Origin of the sequence: Streptomyces lancefieldiae (assembly GCF_031845825.1) — a bacterium.
In the GTDB taxonomy this organism is placed as follows: Bacteria; Actinomycetota; Actinomycetes; order Streptomycetales; family Streptomycetaceae; genus Streptomyces; species Streptomyces lancefieldiae.
Genome location: NZ_JAVRFH010000070.1, coordinates 1 through 25,830, shown reverse-complemented (window position 1 = coordinate 25,830; position 25,830 = coordinate 1). Strand labels below are relative to the sequence as shown.

The following is a 25,830-nucleotide window of genomic DNA, read 5'->3' as shown; positions in this document are numbered from 1 at the left end:
CCCGAGGTCACCGACCAGTGGGGCACCGCCAACCCCATGAACGAACTCGTCGCCAAGGAATCCTTCAACGACCCCGACCGCGGCGTCTTCATCGCCCCACCGGTCTGACCCCTCCCCCGTCCCCCCGTCCCCCACGGCTCCCGCGTCGCGGTCCGCGAATCAGGTCCACGGGGACGGATTCCAGGACGGCGGCAGGACGACGAGCAGCAGGAACAGGGCGGTGATGGTGCCGGCGGCCGCCCGGCGATGTGATCGTCTCGGCGACGGTGGTACGCGGGCCGGCCCTCGTACCACCGGTCCGCTCCACTTGCGGGGCCGTCGGCAACGCGCTTCGGTTGAAGGACCCCGCCGCTGCACCAGGAGCTGTCATGTCGATGTCGCCCTTCGGTTACGGCTCGTCCGACCCGTTCAGTGACTTGCTGAACCGGTTCTTCGGCATGTCACCCACGTCCTCGCCCCCTGCGGTGCAGCGGGTGCCGATCGGCCGACTGCTGACCGAGTCCTCGCGGGAGCTCCTCAATCTGGCGGCGCGGCGGGCCCTGGACGACGGGACGTCCGACCTCGACACCGAGCACCTGCTGTGGGCGGCCACGCAGGTCGACCCCGCACGCGGGCTCCTCGCGCGGGCCGGGACGGACCCCGACACGCTCGCCTCCCGGATCGCGGAGGTGCTTCCCCGCGAGTCGGGTGAGCCGTCCGCAGAACCGGGACTCACGCCGGCCGCCAAACGCACCCTCGCCACCGCCTACGCCCGCTCCCAGGCGGCCGGCGTCTCCTACATCGGGCCCGAGCACATCCTCGGTGCGCTGCTGGACGGTGCCGACACCGGGGCCGCCCGGCTGCTGAAGGCGGAGGGCGAGGACGTGAGGAAGCTCACGGGCCTCACGGAGCGGGCGGCCCGAGGGGACGGGCAGCCCGCCGAGCGGGGGCAGCCCGCGACGACCCTCGACGAGTTCGGGCGGGACCTGACGGACGAGGCGAAGGCCGGGAAGCTCGACCCCGTCGTCGGACGGGCCGAGGAGATCGAGCAGACCGTCGAGATCCTCTCGCGGCGCTCCAAGAACAACCCCGTTCTGATCGGGGAGCCGGGCGTCGGCAAGACGGCGATCGTGGAAGGGCTGGCGCAGCGCATCGTGGCCGGCGAGGTCCCCGACACGCTGAAGGACAAGAGGGTCGTCGTCCTGGACCTGTCCGGCATGGTGGCGGGCGCGCAGTACCGGGGACAGTTCGAGGAGCGGTTGAAGAAGGTCATCGAGGACGTCCAGCAGGCGCGCGGGGAGATCATCCTGTTCATCGACGAACTGCACACCGTCGTCGGCGCGGGCGCCACGGGCGAGGGCTCGATGGACGCGGGCAACATGCTCAAACCGGCCCTCGCGCGCGGGGAGCTGCACGTGGTGGGCGCGACGACCATCGACGAGTACCGCAAGTACGTCGAGAAGGACGCCGCGCTCGAACGCCGCTTCCAGCCCGTGATGGTGCCCGAACCCACGGTCGAGCAGACGGTGCAGATCCTCGAGGGCCTGCGCGACGTGTACGAGGCCCATCACCAGGTCCGCTTCGCCGACGGTGCCCTGACGGCCGCGGCGGACCTGTCCGACCGTTACGTCAGCGACCGCTTCCTGCCCGACAAGGCGATCGACGTGATGGACCAGGCGGGCGCGCGGGTGCGCCTGCGCAGCGCCGGCCGTTCCACCGAGGTCGTCAGCCGCGAGGACCGCATCGCGAAACTGCGCCGGGAACAGGACCAGGCCGTCTCCGCGCAGGACTTCGAGAGGGCCGCACAGCTGAAGCGGGACATCGCCGAGGCGGAGGGTGAACTCGCGGGCATCGAGGAACGTCGTGAGGGCGTCGTCTCCGTCACCGCCGCCGACATCGCGGACGTGATCTCCCGCCGCACGGGCATCCCGGTCTCCCAGCTCACGGCGAGCGAGAAGGAGCGGCTGCTCCGGCTGGAGGAGGAGATGCACTCCCGGATCGTCGGCCAGGACGAGGCGGTCACCGCCGTCTCGCGGGCCGTGCGCCGCAACCGGGCCGGCATGGGCGACCCGAACCGGCCCGTGGGCTCGTTCCTCTTCCTCGGCCCCACCGGGGTGGGCAAGACGGAACTGGCCAAGACCCTCGCCGAGCTGCTGTTCGGCGAGGAGGACCGCATGATCCGTTTCGACATGAGCGAGTTCCAGGAGAAGCACACGGTCGCCCGGCTCGTCGGGGCCCCTCCCGGCTACGTCGGGTACGAGGAGGCGGGCCAACTCACCGAGAAGGTCCGTCGGCAGCCCTACAGCGTGGTCCTGTTCGACGAGGTGGAGAAGGCGCACCCCGACGTCTTCAACACGCTGCTGCAGATCCTCGACGACGGACGCCTCACCGACGGCCAGGGCCGCACCGTCGACTTCCGGCACTGTGTCGTCATCATGACGTCCAACATCGGGGCCCACCGGATCCTCGACCACAAGGGCGACGTGTCCGACCTCAAGGACGAGCTGATGGGGGAACTGCGGAGCAGGTTCCTGCCGGAGTTCCTCAACCGTATCGACGACATCATCATCTTCCACGGCCTCACCGAGGACGATCTGAGCCAGATCGTCGATCACCTGCTGGCGCAGAGCGAGCGGCGAGTGCACGCCCAGGGCATGAAGCTGGAGGTCACGGAGGCCGCCAAGAAGCTGCTGATCGCCCACGGTCACCAACCGGAGTTCGGCGCACGCCCGTTGCGGCGCACGATCCAGGCCGAACTCGACAACCGCCTCGCCGACCTGCTGCTCGGCGGCGAGGCCGACCCCGGCGACACCATCGTCGCCGACGTACGCGAGGACTCGCTGCACTGCACGGTCCACAAGGGCGACACCGAGCCCGCCACCACCCAGCAGCCGGAGTAGGCGGGCCATGCACATCGTCGAGGAAACGGTCAATGTCTCGGTGCCGGTGCGTACCGCGTACAACCAGTGGACCCAGTTCAGGGCCTTCCCCCGGTTCATGTCCGTGGTGAAGCGGGTCGATCAGGTGCGGCCCGCCGTCCTCCTGTGGGTCACCCGACTCGGCCCGGTGCGCCGGGAGTTCACCACCGAGATCCTCGAGCAGGTACCCGACTCCCACGTCTCCTGGCGGAGCCTCGGGCGGGCCCCCTCCCATCGGGGCGAGGTGACTTTCCGGCCCACCACGGCGGGCGGGGCGGCGGTCACCGTGCGCATGGAGTTCGACCGGCGCGGCCTCACGGGCCTGCTCGGCAACGTCCCGCGGGTGACCGACCGCGTCGTACGGCTGGAGCTCGGGAACTTCAAGGAGTTCATCGAAGGACTGGGGAAGGAGTGCGGGGCCTGGCGCGGAACCATCCGCGACGGTCACGTCCGCCCCATCGAACCGGAACCGCCCAGGTGCCGGGTTCCCAACTGGCCCGTCGGCTGATCGCCCCGCGGCAACAGGAAGAGGAGAGGCGCACCCATGAAGAAGCCGCCGAGCGGAGAGCCGAAGGACGACCTCACGGTGACCCCGCCCAAGAAGTGGGCAGTCGGCCCGCCCGCCGTCGTGCACGCCCTCGGGTACTCCCTGGGACAGACCTCCCCGGTGCGAGCGGGGGTGACGCTGCTGACGATGAACCAGGTGGGCGGCATCGACTGCCCGGGGTGTGCCTGGCCGGACCCCGCTCCGGGGCACCGGCACCGCAATGAGTACTGCGAGAACGGCGCCAAGCACATCAACGACGAGGCGACGACGCGGCGCGTCACCCCCGCGTTCTTCCGCCGGTACACGGTGTCCGAGCTGGGGCGACGCTCCGACATGTGGCTGAACCAGCAGGGCCGGCTGACCGAACCGGTGGTCAAACGGCCGGGTCGCGACCACTACGAGCCGATCAGCTGGCACGACGCCTTCGAGTTGCTCGCCGCGGAACTGACGTCCCTCGACTCCCCCGACGAGGCCGTCTTCTACACCTCCGGCAGGGCCGGCAACGAGGCGGCGTTCGTCCTGCAGCTCTTCGCCAGGGCCTACGGCACCAACAACCTGCCCGACTGCAGCAACATGTGCCACGAGTCCAGCGGCTTCGCCCTGCACGAGACGCTCGGCACGGGCAAGGGCACCGTCGGGCTGGACGACATCCACGAGGCCGACCTGATCTTCCTGGTCGGGCAGAATCCCGGTACGAATCACCCGCGGCAGCTCTCGGCGCTGGAACAGGCCAAGCTGAACGGAGCCCGCATCATCGCCGTGAACCCGCTGCCCGAGGCCGGACTGCTGAGGTTCAGGAACCCGCAGAAGGCACGCGGGGTGATCGGCTCCGGCGTCCGGATCGCCGACCGGTTCCTGCACATCCGTCCGGGTGGTGATCTGGCCCTCTTCCAGGGACTCAACCGACTGCTGCTCGAGGCCGAGGACGCACGGCCGGGCGAGGTGCTGAACCACGACTTCATCCAGTCCTGCACGAGCGGCTTCGAGGAGTTCACCGAGCACGCCCGCGCCGTCGACTGGCAGGACATCCTCGCGGCCACGGGTCTGGCCCGCGAGGAGATCGAGAAGGTCCGCGACGACGTCCTGCGCAGCGAACGAGTCATCGTCTGCTGGGCCATGGGAATCACCCAGCACAAGCACGCCGTTCCCACCGTCCGGGAGATCGTGAACTTCCTGATGCTGCGGGGAAACCTGGGCAGGGCGGGAGCCGGTGCCTGCCCCGTGCGCGGGCACAGCAATGTGCAGGGCGACCGGACCATGGGAATCTGGGAACGGATGCCGGACTCGTTCCTGGACGCGCTGCAACAGGAGTTCGGCTTCGAACCGCCGCGCGCCCACGGACTCGACTCGGTGAATTCGATCAAGGCGATGCGCGAGGGCCGTGTCAAGTTCTTCCTGGCCCTGGCCGGGAACTTCGTGCGGGCGGCTCCGGACAGCGCCGTCACCGAGGACGCGATGCGCCAATGCCGTCTGACCGCCCACATCTCCACCAAGCTGAACAGGTCCCACACGGTCTGCGGCCGGACCGCGCTCATCCTGCCCACCCTCGGCCGTACCGAGCGTGACATCCAGGCCGGCGGTGAGCAGTTCGTCACCGTGGAGAACTCGATGAGCGAGGTGCACACCTCCCGCGGGCGTCTGGAGCCGGCCTCCAAGGTGCTGCTCAGCGAGGTCGCCATTCTGTGCCGGCTCGCCCGTCACACCCTCGGCGGCAGGACGGGCATCCCCTGGGAGCGGTTCGAGGCGGACTACGGGGCGATCCGCGACCGGATCTCCAGGATCGTGCCGGGACTGCACGACTTCAACCGGCGGGTGACGCGCCCCGGCGGTATCCGGCTGCCGAACCCGGTCAACGAGGGTGTCTTCCCCACTCCGACGGGCAAGGCGCGGTTCACCCGCAATGCCTGGGAGATGCCCCACGTCCCGGAGGGACACCTTCTGCTGCAGACGCTGCGCTCCCACGATCAGTGGAACACCGTCCCCTACACGCCCGACGACCGCTACCGGGGCATCCACGGGAACCGTCGCGTGGTGCTGGTCAATCCGGCGGACCTGAGTCTTCTGGGCCTGCAGGAGGCACAGCACGTCGATCTGGTCAGTGTTTGGGCCGGCGATGCCGAGCGCCGGGCCGAGGACTTCGAGGTCGTCCCGTACCCGACCGCGCGCGGTTCCGCCGCCGCGTACTACCCCGAGACCAACGTCCTGGTGCCGCTGGAGAGCGTGGCCGACATCAGTAACCAACCGACGTCCAAGGGGATCGTCGTCCGTCTGGAGCCGGCGGCCGTTCGGCGGGACACCACCGTATGAGCGCAGGGGACGAACCGACCCCGGGCGCGGGGACGGGGAAGGACACCGGTCCGGCCCCGGATCCTCGCGTGGGGTCCTCGGCCGGTCCCGGAGCAGGGGGATCGGTCTTCACCGTCGTGGTCGCGGCCGCCGCGAACTTCGGTGTGGCGCTCGCCAAGGCGGTCGCCGGCGTTCTGAGCGGCTCGAGTGCCATGCTGTCTGAGGCCGGGCACTCGGTCGCCGACACCGTCACGGAAGTACTGCTGCTGACGGCCCTCAAAAGGAGCGAGAAGCCGGCCGACGAGGACCACCCGCTCGGGCACGGCCCCGAGCGGTACATCTGGGCGCTGCTGGCCTCCGTCGCCACCTTCGTGGGCGGCGGCGTCTTCGCCCTGTACGACGGCATTCACGCCCTGGTCCACGACGAGCGCCCCGGTGACCCCTTGATCTCGTACATCGTCCTCGCCGTCGCCTTCGTACTGGAAGGCGTCTCCCTGCGCACCGGGCTCAAGCAGGCCGCCGGGCGGGCGAAACACTTCCGCGTCCCCCTTCTGCGCTACCTTCGGCGCACCCCGGACACCGCGGTCAAAGCGGTCGTCCTGGAAGACACCGCGGCCCTCATCGGTCTGGTGCTGGCCGCACTCGGGCTGCTCGGCGGTCAATGGACCGGCTCAGGCGCATGGGACGCGGTCGCCTCCCTCCTCATCGGCCTGCTGCTCGTCCTCGTGGCGCTGGTCCTGGGCCGCGCCAACACGGAACTGCTCATCGGCCGCGCCCTGCCCGCCCCGGTGCGGCGCGCGGTGCGCCAGGAACTGACGGCGGTGCGACACATCGAGGATGTCCTGGAGCTGACCACTCTCGTGCAGGGCCCGGGAGAGATCCTCATCGCGGCGAAGGTCGATTTCCGCGACGTCTCCACCTCCGCACAGATCGAACGGGCCTGCGACGAGGCGGAATCTCGCCTCCGCAGCCTGATTCCCGCTGTCAGACGCGTCTACCTGGATCCGACACCGCCCCGCCGAGGCGACTGAGTCTCACCCGGCAGGGGGCGCCGGGCGGTCCGCGTCGGTTTCCGCCAGGGAGCCGAGCAGCTCCCAGGTGCGTCGCCGGTCGGCGGCGCCCGCGATCTCCGTCGACGTGAACACCACCTCCGTCGCCCCGGCGTCCCGGTAGCGCCCCACCTCGGCGGCGACCGTCCGCTCGTCGCCGATCACGGCCACGTCGACCGCCCGACGGGCTCCGGAGAGCTCGATGACCCGGGCGTAGGACGGGAACTGCTCGTAGAACGCCAGCTGTTCGGCCGCCTTCTCGCGTACGGCGGCCACGTCGTCGGTGACCACGCCGGGTACGATCGCCACGACGCGGGGCGCGGGACGGCCGGCGGCCTCGGCCGCCGCGGTGACGGCCGGAACGATGTGCTCGGCGAGGGCCCGGGGTCCGGCGAGGTAGGGCAGGATCCCGTCCGCCAGTTCGCCGCCGGCCCTCAGTGCCTGGGGACCCATCGCGGCCACCAGCAGCGGCACGCCGGCGTCCGCTCCCGGCACGCGCGCGGGTACCGGTGTGGTGGCGGTGAGCAGCCGTCCGTGGAAGTCGGCCGAGCCCGACTCGGTCAACTGCCGTACAGCCGTGAGGAATTCGCGGAGTCGGAGGACGGGCCGCTCGTGGGGGATGCCGAAGCCCTGCTCCGTGAGCAGCTTGGTGCCGAGGGCGAGTCCGAGGTGGTAGCGGCCGTGCGTGGCCGCCTGTGCCGTGAGGGCCTGGCCGGCGACCACGAGCGGGTGCCGTCCGAAGACGGGAATCGCGGACGTTCCCACCTGCAGAGCCGGTACCTCGCGTCCGACGATCGCCGCGAGCTGGGGCGAGTCGGCACCGAATGTCTGGCCGAACCAGACCGACCGGAACCCGGCTGCCGCCGCCTCCCCGGCCAGGCGCACGCTTGCGTCGATCTGGTTGTCGGCGTCCGTCGCGTTGAGAGCCACTCCCACAGTCATGACTGGGCCAACCCGGTTCCGGCACACCCGATTCCCGGTGCCGTGCGACAACCGCGTTGCGGTTCTGTGAACGAGCCCCAGGGCCCGGTCGTCACCGGCCCGCGCTCGCCGGCGGGTGTGCCCGGGCGGTGACCCGCCGCGGGGCCGGGTCGAGACCGGCCCGCAGCGCGTCCCGCAGCCGGGTGAGGCGCTCGATCTCCGCGTCGAGCGCGGCGATGCGCCGCCGTACCACGGCCGTGCCGACAACGGCCGGCTCGCCCGGCGCCTCGGGGTCGCAGGGCCGGGGCGGCTGGGCCGCGAGCAGCGGAAGGCGGTCGGCGATCCCGGCCAGGTCCTCCACGGTGAGGCCGAGGCCGAGGAGGTGCCGGACGACACGCAGTACGGCGAGGTCCTCGGGCGTGTAGTCGCGCTGACCGGCCTTGGTGCGGCGCGGTGGCGGCAGCAGTCCCCGCTGCTCGTAGAAGCGCAGTGCCCTGGGTGTAGCCCCGACGGCTGCCGCGGCGTCGCCGATCCGCATCGTGTGTGCCTCCCGCTGGTGGTGGCGGTCGTCAGCCGTGTCCCGGAAGGTCGACGACGACCGTGCCGAAGGTCCGTCCCCCGGTCAGTTCCTGCAACGCCCGCGGGGCACGGTCGATGCCCTCGAACCGGGTCAGCGGGAACCGGATGTCGCCCGACCGCAGCCAGCCGTCGAAGCGCTCGTGCCACTCCGCCTCCACCTCGGGGTGGTCGACGCCGGTGTATCCGCGCACGGACACCCCCTTGACCACGAGCCCGAAGGTGTCGATCAGCGTCGGCGCGGTCGCCCCCGGGCCCTGCGGATCGAGTTGCCCGGACAGTGCCCCGACCAGCGCGAACCGCGCACCCTGCCGGGCCGCCGCCACGGCCGCGGTGAACTGGACGCCCCCGACGTTGTCCAGCAGGACGTCGATGCCGTCCGGCGCGGCCTCGGTGAGCTGCCGGGAGAACTCGCGGTGGGCGGTGTCCTGTTCCCCCCGCCAGGAGCCGCCGGTCAGCACGGCGTCGTAGCCGAGTTCGGACGTCAGGCGCGCCGCCTTGTCCGGTGAGCCCGTGGTGCCGATGACCCGGGCGGCGCCGAGCAGCCGGGCGATCTGTCCGGCGAGCGAGCCCACCCCGCCCGCGGCGCCGGTGACCAGGACGACGTCCCCCTCGCGTACGCCGGCGAGCCGGGTCAGCGCTCCGTAGGCGGCGGAGCCGGAGGAGAGCCGGGCGACGGGCTCGGCCGCCGGGTCGAGCGGGGCGCACCCGGCCAGGGGTACGAGGGCGTACTCGCGCCAGCCCAGCAGGTGCGTCACCAGATCGCCGGGGCGCAGGGAGCTGTCCGGCGGCGCGACGACGACCTCGCCGACGGCCGGTCCGAACAGGGCGTCCCCGGGGCGCAGTCCCGGCACCGGCGTTCCCTCGGCCCCTCCTCCGATGAGGGTGCGCAAGCCCCCGAAGACCTGGAAGTGCCGGTTGCGGACCAGGACGTGGCCCGGTGCCGGGGCGGGGGGCGCCGTCTCGACGACGGTGAAGTCCGTCGGTACGGGCAGCTCTTCGGGGACGCGGGCGAGCCGCACCTCGCGGCTGGTGCGGGGCAGAACCGTGGTCATGGGCGGCCTCCTGGGCGTGGGTGGGTGGCGTGACGGCGCGACCGGCAGAACGGCCGGGCGTCCGACGCGGCAGCGCACCGACGCTAATCCCTGACCCACGGGTCAAGGGCAAGCCCGCCTCTCCCCCACGCCGGTCTCCGGCATGCGCCCCCTCCTCCGCGAGCCCCGGCGCGCGGCCGGGGCAGTGCGTGCGGGGCCGCCGCTGCGACGGCGACGGCCGCCGCCCTTCCCCCTGCCCGCCCCTGGAGCCGGGGGGAGGCTTCGGACGGTCCGACGCCACCGAACTCCGTCACGGCCCGGTCGGTCAGCACCCGGGAGTTCACCCCGCCCGGTCCGACCGGCCCGAGTACGGGCGCCCGGGGCCGGACTCTGCGCGACGGCGATGTGGGGCACACGTTCCGTACCCTGGCGGCATGCGCATGCGCCCGACCCTGAGCTGGACCCCCGACGAGGACCTGCCGCCCGGCACCACCGATCCGGAGCCGGTCGCCGACGCGCTCCGGGCCACGGGTGTGCTGGTGCTCAGCGGAGCGGGCCTCTCCACGGAGTCGGGCATCCCCGACTACCGGGGCGAGGGCGGCAGCCTGAGCCGGCACACCCCGATGACGTACCAGGACTTCACCGGCGACGCCCGGGCCCGGCGCCGGTACTGGGCCCGCAGCCACCTCGGCTGGCGCACCTTCGGTCGCGCCCGCCCCAACGCGGGTCACCGGGCCGTGGCGGCGTTCGGGCGGCACGGCCTGCTCTCGGGTGTGATCACCCAGAACGTCGACGGTCTGCACCAGGCCGCCGGCAGCAAGGAGGTCGTGGAGCTCCACGGAAGCCTGGACCGGGTCGTCTGCCTCTCCTGCGGCGCCTTCAGTCCGCGCCGGGAGCTCGCCCGCCGGCTGGAGGAGGCCAACCCCGGCTTCGAGCCGGTGGCCGCGGGCATCAACCCGGACGGTGACGCCGATCTCACCGACGCTCAGGTCGGGGACTTCCGCGTGGTGCCCTGCTCGGTCTGTGGCGGCATTCTCAAACCGGACGTGGTGTTCTTCGGCGAGGCCGTTCCGCCGGCCCGGGTCGAGCACTGCCGCACGCTGGTCCGCGAGGCGACCGCGCTGCTCGTCCTCGGCTCCTCGCTGACGGTGATGTCCGGGCTCCGGTTCGTCCGCCAGGCGGCCCAGGACGGGAAGCCCGTGCTGATCGTCAACCGCGACGCCACCCGGGGCGACCGGCACGCCCTCACCCGGGTCGCGCTCCCGCTGGGCGCTGCACTGACCACCGTGGCCGACCGTCTGGGCCTCCACGTCGACGGCGGGGCGGCCTGACACCGGCGGACACACCGCCTGGGTAACCTCGTCTGCAACCGCACAGAGAGAAAGAGAATCCATGATCTTCATCACGGCGAAATTCCGGGTCCTTCCCGAGTACGCGGACCAGTGGCCGGACATCACCGGGGAATTCACCCGGGCCACCCGGGACGAACCCGGCTGCCTCTGGTTCGACTGGTCCCGCAGCGTGGACGACCCGTCGGAGTACGTGCTCGTCGAGGCGTTCCGCGACGACGAGGCGGGCGCCGCGCACGTCCAGTCGGCGCATTTCCGGGCCGCGCAGGAGAAGCTGCCGCGCCACCTGGTGGAGACCCCGCGCATCGTGAGCACGAAGGTCGACCAGGACGGCTGGTCGGAACTGGGCGAGATGGCCGTCAAGTAGCGGAGCGCTGTGTCAGTGTCACCGGCACCGGCACCGGCACCGGCACCGGCACCGGCAGCATTGGGCGCATGACAGACACCACGGCATGCGAGGGCGGTCTCGGCCGGACGCCCGCCTCGTAGCGGGTGCCCGCCGCCGGTGCGGCTGTTGACCCGGTACCGAGGCTCGGATTTCATGACTCCCATGCCTGAGGGAGCACGGAAATCGCCGGATCCGGTCCTGTTCTTCGCCACGCAGGACGAGTGGGAGAAGTGGCTGGAGGAGAACCACGAGGACGTCCCGGGGGTCTGGTTCCGGATCCCGAAGAGCGGCTCCGGGGCCGACGGCGTGGACTACGCGCACGCGCTGGAGTCGGCCCTGTGCCACGGCTGGATCGACGGGCAGAAGAAGAAGCTGGACGAGCGGCACTGGCTGCAGCGCTTCACCCCCCGGCGGCCTGGCAGCAAGTGGTCGGAGGTGAACCGGGAGAAGGCCACCGAGCTGATCGACAGCGGCCGGATGCGACCCGCCGGTCTGCGTGAGGTCGAGAAGGCCAAGGCGGACGGCCGCTGGGAGTCGGCGTACGCGCCGCAGAGCAAGGCGACGGTGCCCGACGACCTCCAGGCCGCGCTGGACGCGGTGCCCGAGGCCCGCGACTTCTTCACCACCCTGGACAGCCGCAACCGCTACGCGGTCCTGTACCGGATCGAGGACGCCAAGAAGCCGGAGACCCGAGCGGCCCGCATCGAGAAGTTCGTCGCCATGCTGGAACAGCGGAAGAAGCTGTACTGAGCCGCGGCGGCGCACCAGGGAGCGAGGCACAGGTCGGGCGGTAGCGGCGACCAGGCCGGCGACTGGGACGACGTACTGGCCGACGTGTTCCACCTGAACCTGACCGACGTCGACGCCCCCCAACGGTCAGCGCTGTGGCACCGCGTTCGCGCCGCGCACCAGGAGTGGGAGGCCGCGAGGCAGGCGTGACCACCGTGCCCCCGGCGGCCGTTGGTTCGTGTGACGAAAACCCGAGAGCACGCTGAGGACACCGGCCCGCCTGTCCGTCAGTGCCGCCCGCCCCAGTCCGCGCACACCGTCGGCCACCTCGCCGAGCCGCTGCGCCGGAGAACACCCCACCGGCACCGACCGGGTCGGGGAGCGGGTGGATGCCGCGCATCGTTTTCGGAGTGGCCGTCGGTGCCGCTCGGGCACGTACGCACGGGCCCCATGCCGGGTCGGCGCCCGGAGCGCACGAGGCGAGCGATGGCGTGCACGGCTTCCTTCGACTCGACGTTCCCGCCTTCAAGTCCTCCCGCGAGATCTCGACCAAACGGCATCCCGGAATACCCCAGGGGGGTATATGGTTACGATCAACGTCCTGAACGGGCGGCGCCAGAAGGCGCATCTACGTCTTGGGAGATGCCATGAGGAATCACTCCGGCCACGGCCAGACCGACCACGGTGTTCACGGTGGAGCCCAGCCCGGTGGGCTGTCGGTCTCCCGGAGCGGGTACACCCTCGAGCTCGACTCGGCGGTTCTCGGCGCCGGTGTGCAGCCGGTCCGCTTCCGGATCGTCGGGCCCGACGGGCGGGCGGTGACCGAGTTCGTGGCCGAGCACGAGAAGGAGCTGCACTTCATCGCCGTACGGCGGGACACGGCAGGGTTCCAGCACGTACACCCGGTGAGGGACGAGAAGGGCAACTGGAGCGTCGAACTGGCCCTGGAGCCGGGCGACTGGAGGTTCTTCGCCGACGTCCACCCGGCCGACCACGACGGGACCCTGACGCTCGGGATCGACGCCGCGGTCGCCGGGATGTACGAACCCCGGCCGCTTCCCGAGGCCACCGGGGTCGCGCGGATCGGTGAGTACACCGTTGCACTCGCCGGCGAACTCGTGCCCGGCGAGGCGAGCGAGCTGACCCTCACCGTCAGCCGGAACGGCCGACCCGTCACCGACCTGCAGCCCTACCTGGCCGCGTACGGGCACCTGGTCGCGCTGCGGGTCGGCGACCTGGGCTACCTCCACGTCCACCCGGAGGGCGAGCCCGGTGACGGCACCACCGCGCCGGGACCCGGCATCTCCTTCATGGCCGTCGCGCCCACGGCCGGCACCTACCGGCTGTACCTGGACTTCCGGCACGACGACGTCGTCCGGACCGCCGAGTTCACCGTGCGGACCACCGGCATCGCCGCATCCGAGCACGCGGGCCACCACCTTGGCCGGCACACACACCACGCCCACGCCCACCACGCCCACCACTGACCGTGAACGGAAGGAGCCTCATGCCCCGCCTGTCCCGACTCACACCCGACACGGCGGTCGGCGCCTCCCGCGATCTCCTCGCCGACCTGGTCTCCCGACACGGCCAGGTCGGTGACATGGTCGCCACGATGGCGCACTCCCCGGCCGTGCTCGGCGGCTACCTCCAGCTCAGCCGGGCCATGGGCCGGGCCAAGCTCGACCGCCGGATCAGCGAACGCGTCTCGATCGCCGTCCAGGTCCTGCAAGGCTGCGGACTGTGCCTCGACGCACATGTCGGTGCCGCCCGCGCCCTCGGCGTGGGTGAGGAGGAGATCGAGCGAGCCCGCGCGGGCACCTCGGCCGACCCCGCGATCGCCGCGGTCATCGCCCTCGCCCTCCGGGTCCACCGCGAGCCGGCGTCCATCACCGACGACCAGGTCACCGCCCTGCGTGAGCACGGCTTCAGCGACCGGGCGATCGCCGATGTCGTCGGTGTCGTCGCGCTCAACATCCTCACCGGCGCCTTCAACCTGCTCGCCGGCCTCACCCCGGAGAGCGTCACCAGTGCCTAGAGACCTCCCCGCCTGTACTCGCGGGGCACGCGGCCTCCGCCCCGGACCCGTGCCCCGCCGCATGGACACGGAAGGAACCCGCCATGCGCCTGTTCGCCATCCGCGACTACCGCCGCCTGTTCGGTGCCCAGGTCATCGCCCTGTTCGGTACCGGGCTGACCACAGTGGCCCTCGGCCTGCTCGCCTACGACCTCGCCGGTCCGCACGCCGGCATGGTCCTCGGTACGGCCCTCACCATCAAGATGGTCATGTACGTGGTCATAGCCCCGCTGGCTGCCGCGTACGTCGACCGGTTCCCCAGGAGAACGCTCCTGGTCCTCCTCGACGCGGTCCGCGGAGCGGTGGTCCTCGCGCTGCCGCTGGTCACCGATGTCTGGCACATCTACGTCCTGATCGGCCTGCTCCAGGCCGCCTCCGCGGCGTTCACCCCGACCTTCCAGGCCGTCATCCCCGACATCGTCACCGACGAGTCCGCCTACACGCGCGCCCTGTCCGCCTCCCAGGTCGCCTCCACCATGGAGAGCCTGCTCAGCCCCGTACTGGCGGCCGTCGCCCTGGCGTTCCTGAGCTTCGACCGGCTGTTCCTCGGCACCTCCGTCGGGTTCCTCGTCTCCGGTCTGCTCGTCCTGTCGGCACGCGTGCCCGACGCCCGCCCCAGCACTCACACCAGGGCGTGGGACAGGGCGGCGGCGGGGATCAGGACCTACCTCCGCACGCCTCGGCTGCGCGGCATCATGGCGCTCAACCTCGTGGTCGCGGCAGCAGGGTCGATCGTCGTCGTCAACACCGTCAACCACGTCCGCGACCGGCTCGGCGGCTCCCAGTCGGACGTCGCCTGGATGCTCGCCGCCTCCGGCACGGGAACTCTCCTGGCCGCCCTCGCACTCCCCCGGGTCCTCGACCGGATCCCCGTGCGCACCGTCATGACGACCGGCGCCGGAGTCCTCGTCGGCGCCACGGGTGCCGCGGTGACCCTCGTCGCGGCCGGTCTCACCACATGGGCCGGCACAGCGATCATCTGGAGCGCGATCGGCGTCGGCATGGCGCTGATCATCACGCCGACCGGCAAGGTCCTGCGCGCCTCCGTCGCACGGAGCGCGATCCCCGAGGCGTTCGCGGCCCAGTTCTCCCTGTCGCACCTGGCCTGGCTGATCACCTACCCCGTCGCGGGGTGGCTCGGCACGAACGCCGGCCTCACCCTCGCCTGGTCCGTCCTCGCGGTCCTCGCCGGGGCAGGAGCGGTCGGCGCCCTCCTCCTGTGGCCGCGCCACGACGGACGAGGAGCCGTGACCAGCCCCGTGACACCCGCCCGGCACGCACCCGGCAAGGACCGGTCCACCCTGACCAAGGCCGCGTGAAGCGCCCCGTGCAGCGCTCCGGCCGTCTGTGTCGTGCACGGCCACTGCCCGCCCCGCGCTGTCTCCCGGTCGCCGACCGATGCTTCCTGGTCGCCACACGATGCAGGGGGAGCCGCGCCGCCGCGGCTCGGTCGCACCCGACCATGGGCGGTGGCACGTCGTCTCCTGGCCGTCGGTGGATTTCCGATGAGGTCGTCACCTCCGGCAGGATGGACGTATGACCGAGACCCGCACACCCCGCCTCCTCCTCCGCAGCTGGCGTGACGACGACCTCGTGCCGATGGCGGACATCAACGCGGATCCCCGGGTCATGCACTGGATCGGCGACGGCTCGGTGCGCGACCTCGACCACACGGCCGAGGACATCGAGCGGTGGGAGGAGGAGTGGGACGAGGAGGGCTTCGGACTCTTCGCCGTCGAGCTGCTGGCCTCTGGCGAACTGATCGGCTTCACGGGACTGTCCGTACCCGAGTTCCTGCCGGAGGTGATGCCCGCCGTGGCGATCAGCTGGCGGATCGGCTCACAGTTCTGGGGACAGGGATACGCGTCCGAAGCCGCCCACGCCACGCTGGAGTTCGCGCTCCAGGACCGCGGCCTGGACCGCGTCATCAGCATCAACCGGGTGGGTGACAACGCCTCGGAGAACGTCATCCGCAAGCTCGGCATGGTGCCCGAGCGGGAGACGGCACACCCGGCGCACGGCTACCCGCTGCGGGTTCACGCCATCGACCTCACCGAGTTCCAGGCGTGAGCCGGCCGAGCCGTCGATCACCAGGACGGACTCTCCCAGCCGCAGAGTTCACGCGCCCTGATCAATCACCCGGGGAAGGAACCCCACCATGCGGGCACGCCACGTCATGACCAACGCCGTGGCTGCGCTGCTGGTCGTCGGCATCGGCACGGGAGCGACAGCGTGCACGAGCAGTTCGGGGATGGGCCCTCCCGGCTCGAGCTCGTCGACAGGCACGCCAAGGAGCAAGCCCGCGCCGTCTCGGCAGACGCTGACCCACCAGACGGAGGAAGAGAGTTTTTCACCAAGCCCAGTGGATGCCTCTCCTACCCCTCCCTCCTCGCGGCCCGCCGCACCCACTCCCTCCACTCCGGAGCGCAGGGATCCCTCCTCCGCAGGCAGCCCTACTGAGTGGCCGAAGGATGCCACGGTGGAGGAACTCCGTACCATGCGACCGGGCGTCGACCGACCGAAGTCCTCGGGTGAAACCCAGTGCGACTGGCTGCGTGAGCAGGGCATGGCGTGCTGATTCCCGTGTGACAGGCCCGACCGGCACCGCGGGTGTTCGGCGGCCTCCCCGGAGGCGTTTCGTCTTCCGTGCGGGGCAGGCGCATGTCCCGCACGGCTCATGCATCCGGCGCCCCTTCGCCCTCCGGCTCCCCGGTGAGACGGCTGGCGAGGCGGTAGTGCACGGTCACGTCGCGGTACTCCTGCCCGGGGGCCACCCGTTGGGGCAGATTGGTCCGCTCACTGCGGGAAATCGACTCGCGCGCCCCGGTGCCGGGGAAAGAGACCCGGGTCCGCGGCGCCCTCTCGAAGCGCAGGCGGTCGCCGCTGACGACCGCGTCGAAGGAGACGTCGGGGCCGGGGTCCCCGACGGAGCCCGCGGCGGCCGAGCGCGGGGGCGCTTCCGTTCACGGCGGCTCCTCGCGTTTTTCGGCACCGCGGCGCCTGGTGGGGCGCGTCGCCTTCGACTCGTCGTCGCGCGTGCGGCGCCGCCGGGTGGCGGAGCGTCCGCTCCCGGTGCCCTCGGCGCCGTCACCGGTCGGCCCGGCCCGGCGAGTGGCCTTCTCCGCCTTCCCCACCGTCTCCCCGGCCCCGACCGCCTCAGCGGTGCGTCCGGCGGCCCGGCCGGTCTCCCGCGCCGCGTCGCCTACGCCCTCGACAGCCCTGCCCGCCGCCCCGCCCGCCTCGCCGACGGCTCCTCCCGCGCCCCCACCGACGTCCTCGACCGCCTCACCGACGCCGTGCCCGACCTCTCCGACCGCCTCACCGGCGCCGCCACCGACGTCCCTTACTGCGGATCCGGCCCCCTCTCCGACGTCCCTTACTGCGTATCCGGCCCCCTCTCCGACGTCCTCCACGGCGGACCCGGTACCCCGGCCCACTTCCTGCACGGCCGACCCGACACCGCGGGCCAGCTGCTCCAGGATCTGCGGATTGCGGTCGATCGTGGTGAGGACCCGGTTGATGATCAGCGCGACGTTGTCCAGCCGGACCTTGAGCTGGGCCTGCGCCTCCACCCCGGAGATCCCGAGGTGGACCTGTCCGAGCGCGACGTCGGCGCCCACGTTCAGCCTGAGCAGGTCGAGCACCTCGGCCTGGAGGGAGACGCGGGCCCGCAGGTCCTCCACGTCGAGGGTGATCTCGTCGACCTTGAGCTGGGGAACGTCCAGGTAGACGTCGGGGTCCCGGTCCTCCGCCGGACGCTCCGCCGGCGCATCGTCGTCCTGGCCCACGGTGCCGCCGTGGGGCCCCTCGTCCCCGAGCGTCTCGGCCCGGCCGTCGTCGTAGGCTTCGCCCACCTCGTCGCTCCAGGCATCGTCCTCGTACAGCTCCGGCTCCTCCGCAGTCTGCGCCGCGTCGTCCGTCACGTGGTCGGCACCGTTCTCTGCGTGGTGGTGCATCGGCTTGCCTCCGCGAGCTCGCCCGGGCATTTCATCCTTTTTACGTCAGTATGGCGCGTATGGGGCCGGTGAGGCCTGAGGAAAAGTGAGCGGCCGTCGCCGGTAAGCCTGCCGTCGGCACCGGCACGATGGGGCGCGGGCCGTGGGGCGCGGGCCACGGGGCCCGGTGCGCACGTGGTGAAGGAGTGAGCCGGGCGTCACTGCGGAGGGGACGCCGGGAGCGGGCCGGGGGCCTCGCCGGATCGGATGCTGCTGCTGAGCGGCGGGCGGAAGAGGAACACGGCCGGCACACCCGGTCGCGGCCGCTTGGTGTGGATCGTCGAACTCGGCATCGGCGCCCGGCGCCCGGCCCTGCTCAGGGCTGCCCTGGAGGTCTCCGAACCAGGGCTTGGCCCCCGCGCCGCGCGGGAGGCTGCTCTGCTGATGCGCTTTCCCTCACCCCGTCACTCCGTCACTCCGTCAGCTCCTGCGCCCGACTGCCTTCGCTCGGCCGCGCGCCCAGGCCGCGACAACCGCCCCCATGGTGACGGCGACGAGGTAGACGGCGATGCTCGCCGTGAATCCGCCTGGCAGCCAGCCGAGTAGGCCGGTATTGCCGTGGTCGACGAGTTGGCGGATCGCTCCCTGCCCCCCGAGGACCAATAGAGCCACACCGAGGACCTGTAGAACGTCGTACTTCACGTGTGATGCCCTCCAGGGCTCAAGAGGTCGCTGCCGCGGCAGAAACACCACGAAGAACGGTGGTGAACCACGTGTAAACGGGAGCGAGTGTGGGTGATGCAGGCCATCCATTGATCGTCGCCAGGAGCTGCCAGTAGCGCCTGGCGTGTGGGTCGACGGTCATCTGTAGGCGGGCGACGAGCCAGCGGCGCAGATCGCCGTCGCCGGCACGCTCGAATGCGTGGCCGTAGAGGCCGCCCAGTGATGCGGCAAAGGGTACGGATTTGGCGGAGGTTGGGAGCATGCCGACGGATACGGCTTCGTCAATTCGTTCACGCATCGCTTGGTCGAGACCGTCGTGCAGGCCGCTGACGTCCTGCCGGGCAGGCTCCTCCGCCTGCTCCTCAGCCATGCGCCGTACGGCGGTGCGGAAGTCCGGCTCCTGGCAGAGTTCGGCGAGTTCCACCCAGGCCCCGACCTGTTCGGGCGTGGGATCGTCGGGGAGCTCAGGCAGGGCGGATCGCATCAGGGTCACGAACTCGGGATTGGCCTCGAAGCCTCTGAAGACGTCGTCGATGAAGTCGGTCACGAGTCGGCGTTGTTCGGACTGGGACAGTGTGGCGAGTCGGTGCATGAGGTCCATCTCCATGGTGGTGGCGCCGCGTCTGGCGACTGCGCGTAGTACTGCCCGGCGCAGGCGGAGGGTCTGGATCTGTACGTCCAGGGCGTCGGCGTGTGCTTCGGCGACTTCTGGTATGGATGCCTCCCGGTCCAGTACCTTGCGCACGGTCGCCAGGTCGAGCCCGAGATCGCGCAGCGTGCGGGCCAGATCCAGGCGTGCGAGTGCGTCGAGGCCGTAAAGGCGGTAGCCCGCCGGGCTGCGGTCGGTCGGCGGGACGAGGCCCTGGTCGGAGTAGTACCGGATGGTCTTTACCGTCAGACCTGTCCGGCGTGATAGTTCTCCGATGGAATAGAGCGTGTCGCTGTCCATGCCCCCCAGCTTGATGTCTCCCCCCACGGGAGACTCAACCGGGCGTTCCGAGGTGAACAGCACAGGCGGTGCCGTAGGCGCGAGCGCACGTGCCGACGGGGAGCTTACGCGTTCGACGTGGCCGAGAAAGTCGTCCCACTCGGCATCGGCAGGGGCGCGGTACTCCTCGGCAGGTCGCAGCGATCGGCGGCGGGCAGCGCACGGCCGCGGTGGTAACGCAGCGCGGTGAGCAGTTCGTTGAGACAGTCATCGGGTAGCCGCCGCGGTAGACGCTGAGGAAGCGATGGCCGGTACCTGCCTCCCGCCGACTGTCTGACCGTGATCGGCCGCCGCGGCATCCCGCACGCCCTGACCCCGTCGGCGAGCGCCCGCAGCGCGTCGTCCCGGCAGATGCCCCTGCTGCGCTTGGCCGCGTTCCAGCAGCCCCCGACGTGGACCTGGACCGGGAGCGCGTCCCGGCCCACTGCAGCGACGCCGGCCGCCTTCGAGTCCGGGAGTCGGAACCACTGACCGCGAGCCGAACCTACGCGGCGTCCTCCTTCCCGACCTCGCCCGGCTCCCCCGTCGGTCGGGTCAGTCCGTCGTCCGAGGTCGCGCGCCGGCCGGGCTCGGTCTGGTCCAGCTCCCAGTGGTGCCGGCACTCCTCACACCGCGGCCCGTCCACGACGGCGTCCTCCCCGTTCGGGCAGTCCGTGCCGTCCCCGCGCCCCGCACACGCTTCACCGGTATGCCCCATGCCTTCAACCGTGCGCCGCACCGGGCCCCGTCAGGGAGAGAGCCCGCGGGGCGCACAGGCGCTCGATCCCGGCACCGCACCCCAACAGCCGCCACCAGCCACGCCTCTTCACGCCGAACCCGGATCAGCCCCTTGGCCAGGCAGGAAGTGAGGATGAGCGGTGTCTCGGTGGCGTGGAAGAAACCGACGAGGGTGTAGCCGAGGGCCGTCACCGCCACGACGTCACACTCTGGTCCGCGAGGGCCGCAACGCCTGGGGCGCCCATCTCGCACGTACGGGGCCCCCGGCGGCCCGGTTGAAGCCGCCGGAGTCGACGATCGCCAGAAAGTACTCCAGCCTGCCGGCTGTCCTTCGGCGCGTCACACGGTGCGGGTGCCTTCGCGGTCCTCCAACGCGCTGATGGCGGTGGCCGTGAGGCTGTGGGTGATGTGGTCGCGCATCAGCTGGGCGGCGTCTGCGGCCCGCCCGTCCTCGACGAGGTCCACGAGGTGGTGGTGCTCCTGGAGGTCGCGGGTGCGGGGTTCGTCGCCGGGCGGGAGTTCGAGACCGAGGCGCCGGTAGCGGTCGGACTTGTCCCACAGGTCGTCCAGGAGGCGGATGAGGACATCGTTGTGCGAGGCACGGTAGAGCGCCTGGTGGAAGGCACGGTGTGCCGCGAGCGCCTCTTCGCCCCACTGGCGGGTGACGGGCAGCAGCCGCGCGACGGCCGAGCGCATGACGGCGATGTCCTCGCCGGTGCGGCGCCGGGCGGCGAGTTCCGCGGCCGTGGGATCCAAGGACAGGCGCACCTCGAACAGCTGCCGGGCCTCGTCGGAACTCATGGTGGACACCCGGACGTCGCGGTGGGTCTCGACGGTGACCAGACCCTCGCTGCTGAGGCGGCGGATCGCCTCGCGCAGCGGCGTGATGCTCATGTTCAGCGACTCCGCGAGGTCGTACTGCGCGAGCCGCGCCCCGGCGGGAAGCGCCCCCGACAGGATCTGTCCGCGCAGCTCCGCATAGGCGTAGTCACTCTTGCTGACGAAGAGATTCGTGTCGGCCATCGCCCCCGAAAAATCCTTCCCGGGTGCTCGCACCCTCTTGACAGTCCCCGTGATGCCACCTCAGCCTAACACGACGCAACTTATAAGATATGAGGAAGGCCGCCGTGAAGATCACCAACGTGTACGAGGGCGTGGTCCCGATCAGCTCCTCGATCCGCAACGCATGGATCGACTTCAGCTCCATGGACTGTTCGATCGTGGCGATCGAGAGCGACGTCATCCGCGACGGCAAGCCCGTCGTCGGCTATGGCTTCAACTCCAACGGCCGCTACAGCGCCGGCGAGATCCTGCGCCGCCGGATCCTGCCCCGCCTGACCGCCGCCGAGCCCGGCGGTCTCCTGGACGAGCAGGGCCGCTTCGACCACGCCAAGGCGTGGGACGTCATGATGAACAACGAGAAGCCCGGCGGTCACGGCGAGCGCTCGGTCGCGGTCGGCGTGGCGGACATGGCTCTGTTCGACCTCGCCTCCAAGATCGAGGGCAAGCCGCTGTACCAGTACCTGTCCGAGCGCTACGGCGACGGACAGCCTGACGACTCCGTCTTCGTCTACGCCGCCGGCGGCTACTACGCGCCCGGCAAGACGCTCACCGACCTCCAGGACGAGATGCGCGGCTTCCTCGACCTGGGCTACGACGTGGTCAAGATGAAGATCGGCGGCGCCGACCTGGCCGAGGACCTGCGCCGCATCGAGGCCGTCATCGACGTCCTGGGCGGTGACGGCTCCCGCCTCGCCGTCGACGTCAACGGCCGCTTCGACCTCCGCACGGCGCTGGAGTACGGCCGGGCCATCGAGCCCTACGGCCTGTTCTGGTACGAGGAGATCGGCGACCCGCTCGACTACCACCTCAACGCCACCGTCGCCGAGCACTACAGCGGCTCCATCGCCACCGGCGAGAACCTGTTCTCCCTGCAGGACGCCCGCAACCTGGTCCGCTACGGCGGCATGCGCCCCGACCGCGACACCCTCCAGTTCGACCCGGCGCTCTCCTACGGCCTGGTGGAGTACCTGCGCATCCAGGACATGCTCCGGCAGCACGGCTGGTCCTCCCGGCGCTGCATCCCGCACGGCGGACACCAGTTCTCCCTGCACATAGCCGCCGCCCTCAAGCTCGGCGGCAACGAGTCCTACCCGGGCGAGTTCCAGCCCACCGGCGGCTTCGCCGACGACGCCGTCGTCGAGAAGAGCCGCGTCGGCCTGACCGACATCCCCGGCATCGGCTTCGAGGGCAAGGCCGCCTTCTACAAGGTGCTGCGCGACCTGCACAGCTGACCAGCGGCACGGCTCTCATGCACGACGTGAGCCGTGACCGCGGCTGAATCCGAGCGCCACGTACGACCCCGGGGGGCGCGAGCCGCCTCGCGTCCCCCGCGCACCCCCCACGGGACAGGGCAATACACGATCGTCGTGCAAGGGAGCACCTACGATGACAAGCACCACCCCCACCGCCGCCGACCGCCCGCAGCGGTCACGGCTGAACCGCCTGATACGTGAGTTGTGGTTCCAGGTCGTACTGGGCGCGGTCCTCGGCATCGCCGTCGGTGTCCTCGCCCCCGGGTTCGGCGAGGAACTCAAGCCGCTCAACGACTGGTTCATCGACCTGGTCAAGATGATCGTCGTCCCGGTCGTCTTCTGCGTGGTCACCACCGGCATCGCGTCCATGGACAACCTGCGCAAGGCGGGCCGGATCGGCGTGAAGGCGATCGGCTACTTCCTGGTGCTGTCGCTGCTGTCCATGCTGATCGGGCTGGTGGTCGCCAACATCTTCCAACCCGGCGCCGGGCTGAACGTCGATCCCTCCTCGCTGAACGCCGCCGACGTTCCCGAGACCGCCACCGAGCACGCCACCTTCACTGGTTTCGTCTCTTCCCTGATCCCCGCCTCCCTGCTCGGCGCGATCACCGGTGACGCCATCCTGGCCGCGCTCATGGTCTCCATCGTCTTCGGCGTCGCCCTGAACATGGCCGGCGAGGACGGCGCGCCCCTGACCCGCGGCATCAAGGCGCTCTCCGACGTCGTCTTCCGCATCGTGGGCTGGGTGATGCGCCTGGCACCGCTGGGCACCTTCGGCGCCCTGGCCACCGTGGTCGCCACCTACGGCGCCGAGAGCCTCAAGCAGCTCGGCTACCTGATCATCCTGTTCACCGCGACCTGCGTCGTCTACGTCGTGGTGGTCCTCGGCGCCATCATGCGAGCCTGCCGCCTGAGCCTGTTCGGCCTGATGCGCTTCCTCAAGGCCGAGTTGCTCGTCGCCCTGAGCACCTGCTCCAGCGAGGCGGTCCTGCCGCAGCTCGTGCGCAAGCTGGAGACCCTCGGCGTAGGCCGACCGGTCGTCGGCATCGTCATCCCGTCGGGATTCTCCTTCAACCTGGACGGCTCCGCGGTCTACCTCACCATGGCCTCCGTCTTCCTGGGCCAGGCCATGGGCATCGACCTGTCCTGGCAGCAGCAGTTGGTCATGGTCGGCGTCATGATGCTCACCAGCAAGGGCACCGCCGGCATCGCGGGCGGCGCGTTCATCGTGCTGGCCAGTACCGTCACCGCCGTCGGCCACATCCCTCTGGCCGCCCTCTCCCTCATCGTCGGCGTCGACCGCATCCTCAACGAGGGCCGCGTCTTCATCAACGTCCTCGGCAACGCCGTCGCCACCATCGTGATCGGCAAATGGGAGAAGGACTTCGACACCGACAAGGCCCGAAGGATCCTGCAGTCCGGCAAGGAGTCCGAGTCGCCCGCGCTGCCGGCCGACACCGACACCAAGGCCGGCGCCGACGTCTGACCCTTCCCCGGCCCGTGTGAGCCCGCCCAGCGTCTCCTCCTCGATGACCACCCGGGACGGCACCACCAGGCGCGGGCAGGACCTCCGACCACCGCAGTACCCCGGCCCGGGCGACATCCTCGTCTGCGGCGGCGGACCGGGCAGCCCGTGCCAGACGGTCTCGGTGACCAGATGGATCCTCGGCCCGTGCTTACCCCGCCGCGTGGCGACGGATCTACTCCCATGCCTGGTCGTGGTCGGCGCGCACCGCGTCGGCGTAGCGGTCGGCGGCCAGACCCCGCGGACGGCCGGCCGCTGGTCACAGCGCGGCACCGCCCCCCACGATGTCGGCGATCTTTCCGCCGCTCCTGCGCGTCCGGCCCAGGGACCAAGGGGACGGCCGCCACCTCGGGGTCGGCCTCGGGCGGGCCGAGGAGCGCCCGCACTGCCGCGTTGCCACCCGTGGCGTCCGCGGGCCTGCTGACGTCCACGACCACGCTGCCGTCGGCGTTCGGGGCCGTGTCACCGGCCAACTGCGGGACTTACTCGCGCACTTCGGCGAGGACCGAGCGGATCACATCGAGCGCCTCGGGGCCGGCGGCGGTCAGGGTGTCGATGAGGCGGTAGACCGTCGCGGCGGAGGCCACCGGTCCGAACACGACCGGCTCGGCCCGCAGCACGCCGACACCAGCCAAACGGCTTCGGAGCGTTCCTGGTTGCTGGTTGCTGGTTGCTGGTTGCTGGTTGCTGGTTGCTGTTGCAGGATCGCGGGTTCGACCTTGCCGTTGGTCCGTGGCGGGTAGGCGCGGGTGAGCTTGCCGCCGAGGTCGGCCAAGGCCTGCTGCCAGGCGAAGAGGGTCAGCGTGTACGCGGTGCGCAAGCGGCGCGGACGATCCACCGCACCGGCACGTCCGCTGGACCCCGCGGCACGCCTCTGGCCCACCCAGGTCGAGCTGTCGGAGGACCAGGTCAGCAACTCACTTCCGCTTGACCGGCGGGCACGTGCCCGTGCTCTCGCCGACGGAGTTGATCTCGGCGTTGGAGCGCGGATCACCGGCGTAGTCGAGCTGGTCCGTGCACTTCTTGTCGGACGGCGGCTCCTGGACCGGCGGGCAGGAGCCCGTGCTCTCGCCGACGGAGTTGATCTCGGCGTTGGAGCGCGGATCACCGGCGTAGTCGAGCTGGTCCGTGCACTTCTTGTCGGGCTTTGCGGGCGTGCCCGACGACTTGCCCTCCGCGGTGTCGGACTTCGGGGAGTCGGACTTCGGGGTGTCGGACACGGTGTCGGACTTCGGGCTGCTCGTGGCAGCAGTCGATGAGCTGCTCGCAGCAGAGGACGCGTTGTCGGCGGCGTCGTTGCTGCATGCCGTCAGTGCCAGGCTGAGGGCCACTGCGGTCATGGTCAGTACCGAAATCTTGCGAGTGCGCATGCTGGTGTCTGTCCTCTGCGTGGGCTGTCGCTCCTGGGGAGCGGGCGAGCTGGGCGACTGTTCGCCCGTTTGGCTTTCTGTCCTCTCGGATGGTCGACGGGGTTGCCCCAGTTGCCTCTTGATCATGGTCCGGACACGTTCGTGACATGACAGCGACCGCCTCGTGAAGTCCGTGTCGGGCGTACTGACGCGACGGCGAACCGCTCATCAGCGAGGAGATCCGCCGGGTCATCACCGACCGCTCCCAACTCGGCGCGGACGCGACGGGCCTGGAGGTTCGGTGACCGGGTCGTGGCGATGCTGCCCCTCGACTCCGCCGGCGGCGCCGCCGAGTACGCGCTCGTCCCGGCCGCGTCCCTGGCCCCGGCGCCCCGGACGACCGAACTGGTCGACGCCGCGGCGCT

General features: G+C 71.0%; 23 protein-coding genes and 3 pseudogenes. 14 read left to right on the top strand and 12 right to left on the bottom strand.

The window, feature by feature from the left end; translation table 11 throughout:
• From RM812_RS36760 to RM812_RS36740, 5 genes and pseudogenes are all read left to right on the top strand, one after another.
• Positions 1-108, top strand: a pseudogene (locus RM812_RS36760) (VOC family protein); the annotation flags it as partial.
• Between the two features lie 260 nt (positions 109-368).
• Positions 369-2,879 (top strand): ATP-dependent Clp protease ATP-binding subunit, encoded by a 2,511-nt coding sequence (locus tag RM812_RS36755; RefSeq protein ID WP_311583635.1) that lies wholly within the window; start codon positions 369-371, stop codon positions 2,877-2,879.
• Between the two features lie 7 nt (positions 2,880-2,886).
• Complete coding sequence (locus tag RM812_RS36750) at positions 2,887-3,405, top strand: SRPBCC family protein (protein ID WP_311583632.1); 519 nt, start codon at positions 2,887-2,889, stop codon at positions 3,403-3,405.
• 36 nt (positions 3,406-3,441) lie between these two features.
• A complete protein-coding gene (locus tag RM812_RS36745) occupies positions 3,442-5,751 on the top strand; it encodes an FdhF/YdeP family oxidoreductase (RefSeq protein WP_311583629.1) in 2,310 nt (769 codons plus the stop codon).
• Positions 5,748-6,761 (top strand): cation diffusion facilitator family transporter, encoded by a 1,014-nt coding sequence (locus RM812_RS36740; RefSeq protein ID WP_311583625.1) that lies wholly within the window; start codon positions 5,748-5,750, stop codon positions 6,759-6,761. The genes RM812_RS36745 and RM812_RS36740 overlap by 4 nt, the downstream gene beginning before the upstream one ends.
• A gap of 3 nt (positions 6,762-6,764) precedes the next feature.
• Here RM812_RS36740 and RM812_RS36735 read toward each other — a convergent pair whose 3' ends face one another.
• The 3 genes from RM812_RS36735 to RM812_RS36725 form a co-directional block, all read right to left on the bottom strand.
• Positions 6,765-7,721 carry a TIGR03564 family F420-dependent LLM class oxidoreductase gene (locus RM812_RS36735; protein WP_311583622.1) on the bottom strand — a complete coding sequence of 319 codons (957 nt, stop codon included), beginning with the start codon at positions 7,719-7,721 and terminating at the stop codon, positions 6,765-6,767.
• A 91-nt stretch (positions 7,722-7,812) separates the two neighbouring features.
• On the bottom strand, positions 7,813-8,238 hold the full coding sequence (locus RM812_RS36730; protein WP_311583619.1) for a MerR family transcriptional regulator: 426 nt from the start codon (positions 8,236-8,238) through the stop codon (positions 7,813-7,815).
• Between the two features lie 31 nt (positions 8,239-8,269).
• Positions 8,270-9,331, bottom strand: coding sequence for an MDR family NADP-dependent oxidoreductase (locus tag RM812_RS36725; protein ID WP_311583615.1), 1,062 nt, complete (start codon positions 9,329-9,331; stop codon positions 8,270-8,272).
• A 413-nt stretch (positions 9,332-9,744) separates the two neighbouring features.
• On the opposite strand from RM812_RS36725, the gene RM812_RS36720 reads away from it, so the two are divergent.
• The 7 genes from RM812_RS36720 (at position 9,745) to RM812_RS36690 (ending at position 15,923) form a co-directional block, all read left to right on the top strand.
• Positions 9,745-10,641 (top strand): NAD-dependent protein deacetylase, encoded by an 897-nt coding sequence (locus tag RM812_RS36720; RefSeq protein WP_311583612.1) that lies wholly within the window; start codon positions 9,745-9,747, stop codon positions 10,639-10,641.
• Between the two features lie 61 nt (positions 10,642-10,702).
• The gene (locus RM812_RS36715) at positions 10,703-11,026 is read left to right on the top strand and encodes a putative quinol monooxygenase (RefSeq protein ID WP_311583609.1); all 324 of its coding nucleotides are present in this window, start codon (positions 10,703-10,705) and stop codon (positions 11,024-11,026) included.
• Between the two features lie 174 nt (positions 11,027-11,200).
• The gene (locus RM812_RS36710; protein WP_394816566.1) at positions 11,201-11,797 is read left to right on the top strand and encodes a YdeI/OmpD-associated family protein; all 597 of its coding nucleotides are present in this window, start codon (positions 11,201-11,203) and stop codon (positions 11,795-11,797) included.
• A gap of 626 nt (positions 11,798-12,423) precedes the next feature.
• On the top strand, positions 12,424-13,263 hold the full coding sequence (locus tag RM812_RS36705; protein ID WP_311583603.1) for a hypothetical protein: 840 nt from the start codon (positions 12,424-12,426) through the stop codon (positions 13,261-13,263).
• A gap of 20 nt (positions 13,264-13,283) precedes the next feature.
• Positions 13,284-13,814 (top strand): carboxymuconolactone decarboxylase family protein, encoded by a 531-nt coding sequence (locus RM812_RS36700; RefSeq protein ID WP_311583600.1) that lies wholly within the window; start codon positions 13,284-13,286, stop codon positions 13,812-13,814.
• Positions 13,815-13,897: 83 nt separating this feature from the next.
• On the top strand, positions 13,898-15,172 hold the full coding sequence (locus tag RM812_RS36695) for an MFS transporter (RefSeq protein ID WP_311583597.1): 1,275 nt from the start codon (positions 13,898-13,900) through the stop codon (positions 15,170-15,172).
• Between the two features lie 217 nt (positions 15,173-15,389).
• The gene (locus RM812_RS36690; RefSeq protein ID WP_311583594.1) at positions 15,390-15,923 is read left to right on the top strand and encodes a GNAT family N-acetyltransferase; all 534 of its coding nucleotides are present in this window, start codon (positions 15,390-15,392) and stop codon (positions 15,921-15,923) included.
• 893 nt (positions 15,924-16,816) lie between these two features.
• Here the strand turns inward: RM812_RS36690 and RM812_RS36685 are convergent.
• The 6 genes from RM812_RS36685 to RM812_RS36660 form a co-directional block, all read right to left on the bottom strand.
• The gene (locus RM812_RS36685; protein ID WP_311583590.1) at positions 16,817-17,809 is read right to left on the bottom strand and encodes a hypothetical protein; all 993 of its coding nucleotides are present in this window, start codon (positions 17,807-17,809) and stop codon (positions 16,817-16,819) included.
• Between the two features lie 459 nt (positions 17,810-18,268).
• Positions 18,269-18,490: a hypothetical protein gene (locus RM812_RS36680; protein ID WP_311583587.1), complete on the bottom strand. Its 222-nt coding sequence runs from the start codon at positions 18,488-18,490 to the stop codon at positions 18,269-18,271.
• Between the two features lie 19 nt (positions 18,491-18,509).
• A complete protein-coding gene (locus tag RM812_RS36675) occupies positions 18,510-19,460 on the bottom strand; it encodes a MerR family transcriptional regulator (protein ID WP_311583584.1) in 951 nt (316 codons plus the stop codon).
• A 104-nt stretch (positions 19,461-19,564) separates the two neighbouring features.
• On the bottom strand, positions 19,565-19,924 hold the full coding sequence (locus RM812_RS36670; RefSeq protein WP_311583582.1) for a DUF6233 domain-containing protein: 360 nt from the start codon (positions 19,922-19,924) through the stop codon (positions 19,565-19,567).
• A gap of 59 nt (positions 19,925-19,983) precedes the next feature.
• A complete protein-coding gene (locus RM812_RS36665) occupies positions 19,984-20,196 on the bottom strand; it encodes a hypothetical protein (RefSeq protein ID WP_311583579.1) in 213 nt (70 codons plus the stop codon).
• A gap of 359 nt (positions 20,197-20,555) precedes the next feature.
• Complete coding sequence (locus tag RM812_RS36660; protein WP_311583576.1) at positions 20,556-21,239, bottom strand: GntR family transcriptional regulator; 684 nt, start codon at positions 21,237-21,239, stop codon at positions 20,556-20,558.
• A 104-nt stretch (positions 21,240-21,343) separates the two neighbouring features.
• Between RM812_RS36660 and RM812_RS36655 the strand changes: the two genes are divergently transcribed.
• Both RM812_RS36655 and RM812_RS36650 read left to right on the top strand, forming a co-directional pair.
• Positions 21,344-22,510, top strand: a complete 1,167-nt coding sequence (locus RM812_RS36655) for a mandelate racemase/muconate lactonizing enzyme family protein (protein ID WP_311583571.1) — start codon at positions 21,344-21,346, stop codon at positions 22,508-22,510.
• A gap of 154 nt (positions 22,511-22,664) precedes the next feature.
• Positions 22,665-24,017 (top strand): cation:dicarboxylate symporter family transporter, encoded by a 1,353-nt coding sequence (locus RM812_RS36650; RefSeq protein ID WP_311583568.1) that lies wholly within the window; start codon positions 22,665-22,667, stop codon positions 24,015-24,017.
• Between the two features lie 461 nt (positions 24,018-24,478).
• Here the strand turns inward: RM812_RS36650 and RM812_RS36645 are convergent.
• From RM812_RS36645 to RM812_RS36640, 3 genes and pseudogenes are all read right to left on the bottom strand, one after another.
• A pseudogene (locus RM812_RS36645) lies at positions 24,479-24,691 on the bottom strand (IS1380 family transposase); the annotation flags it as partial.
• A pseudogene (locus tag RM812_RS43400) lies at positions 24,691-24,849 on the bottom strand (IS481 family transposase); the annotation flags it as partial. The pseudogenes RM812_RS36645 and RM812_RS43400, both read right to left, overlap by 1 nt.
• A gap of 124 nt (positions 24,850-24,973) precedes the next feature.
• Positions 24,974-25,396, bottom strand: a complete 423-nt coding sequence (locus RM812_RS36640) for a hypothetical protein (protein ID WP_311583565.1) — start codon at positions 25,394-25,396, stop codon at positions 24,974-24,976.
• Positions 25,397-25,830 lie beyond the last annotated feature (434 nt).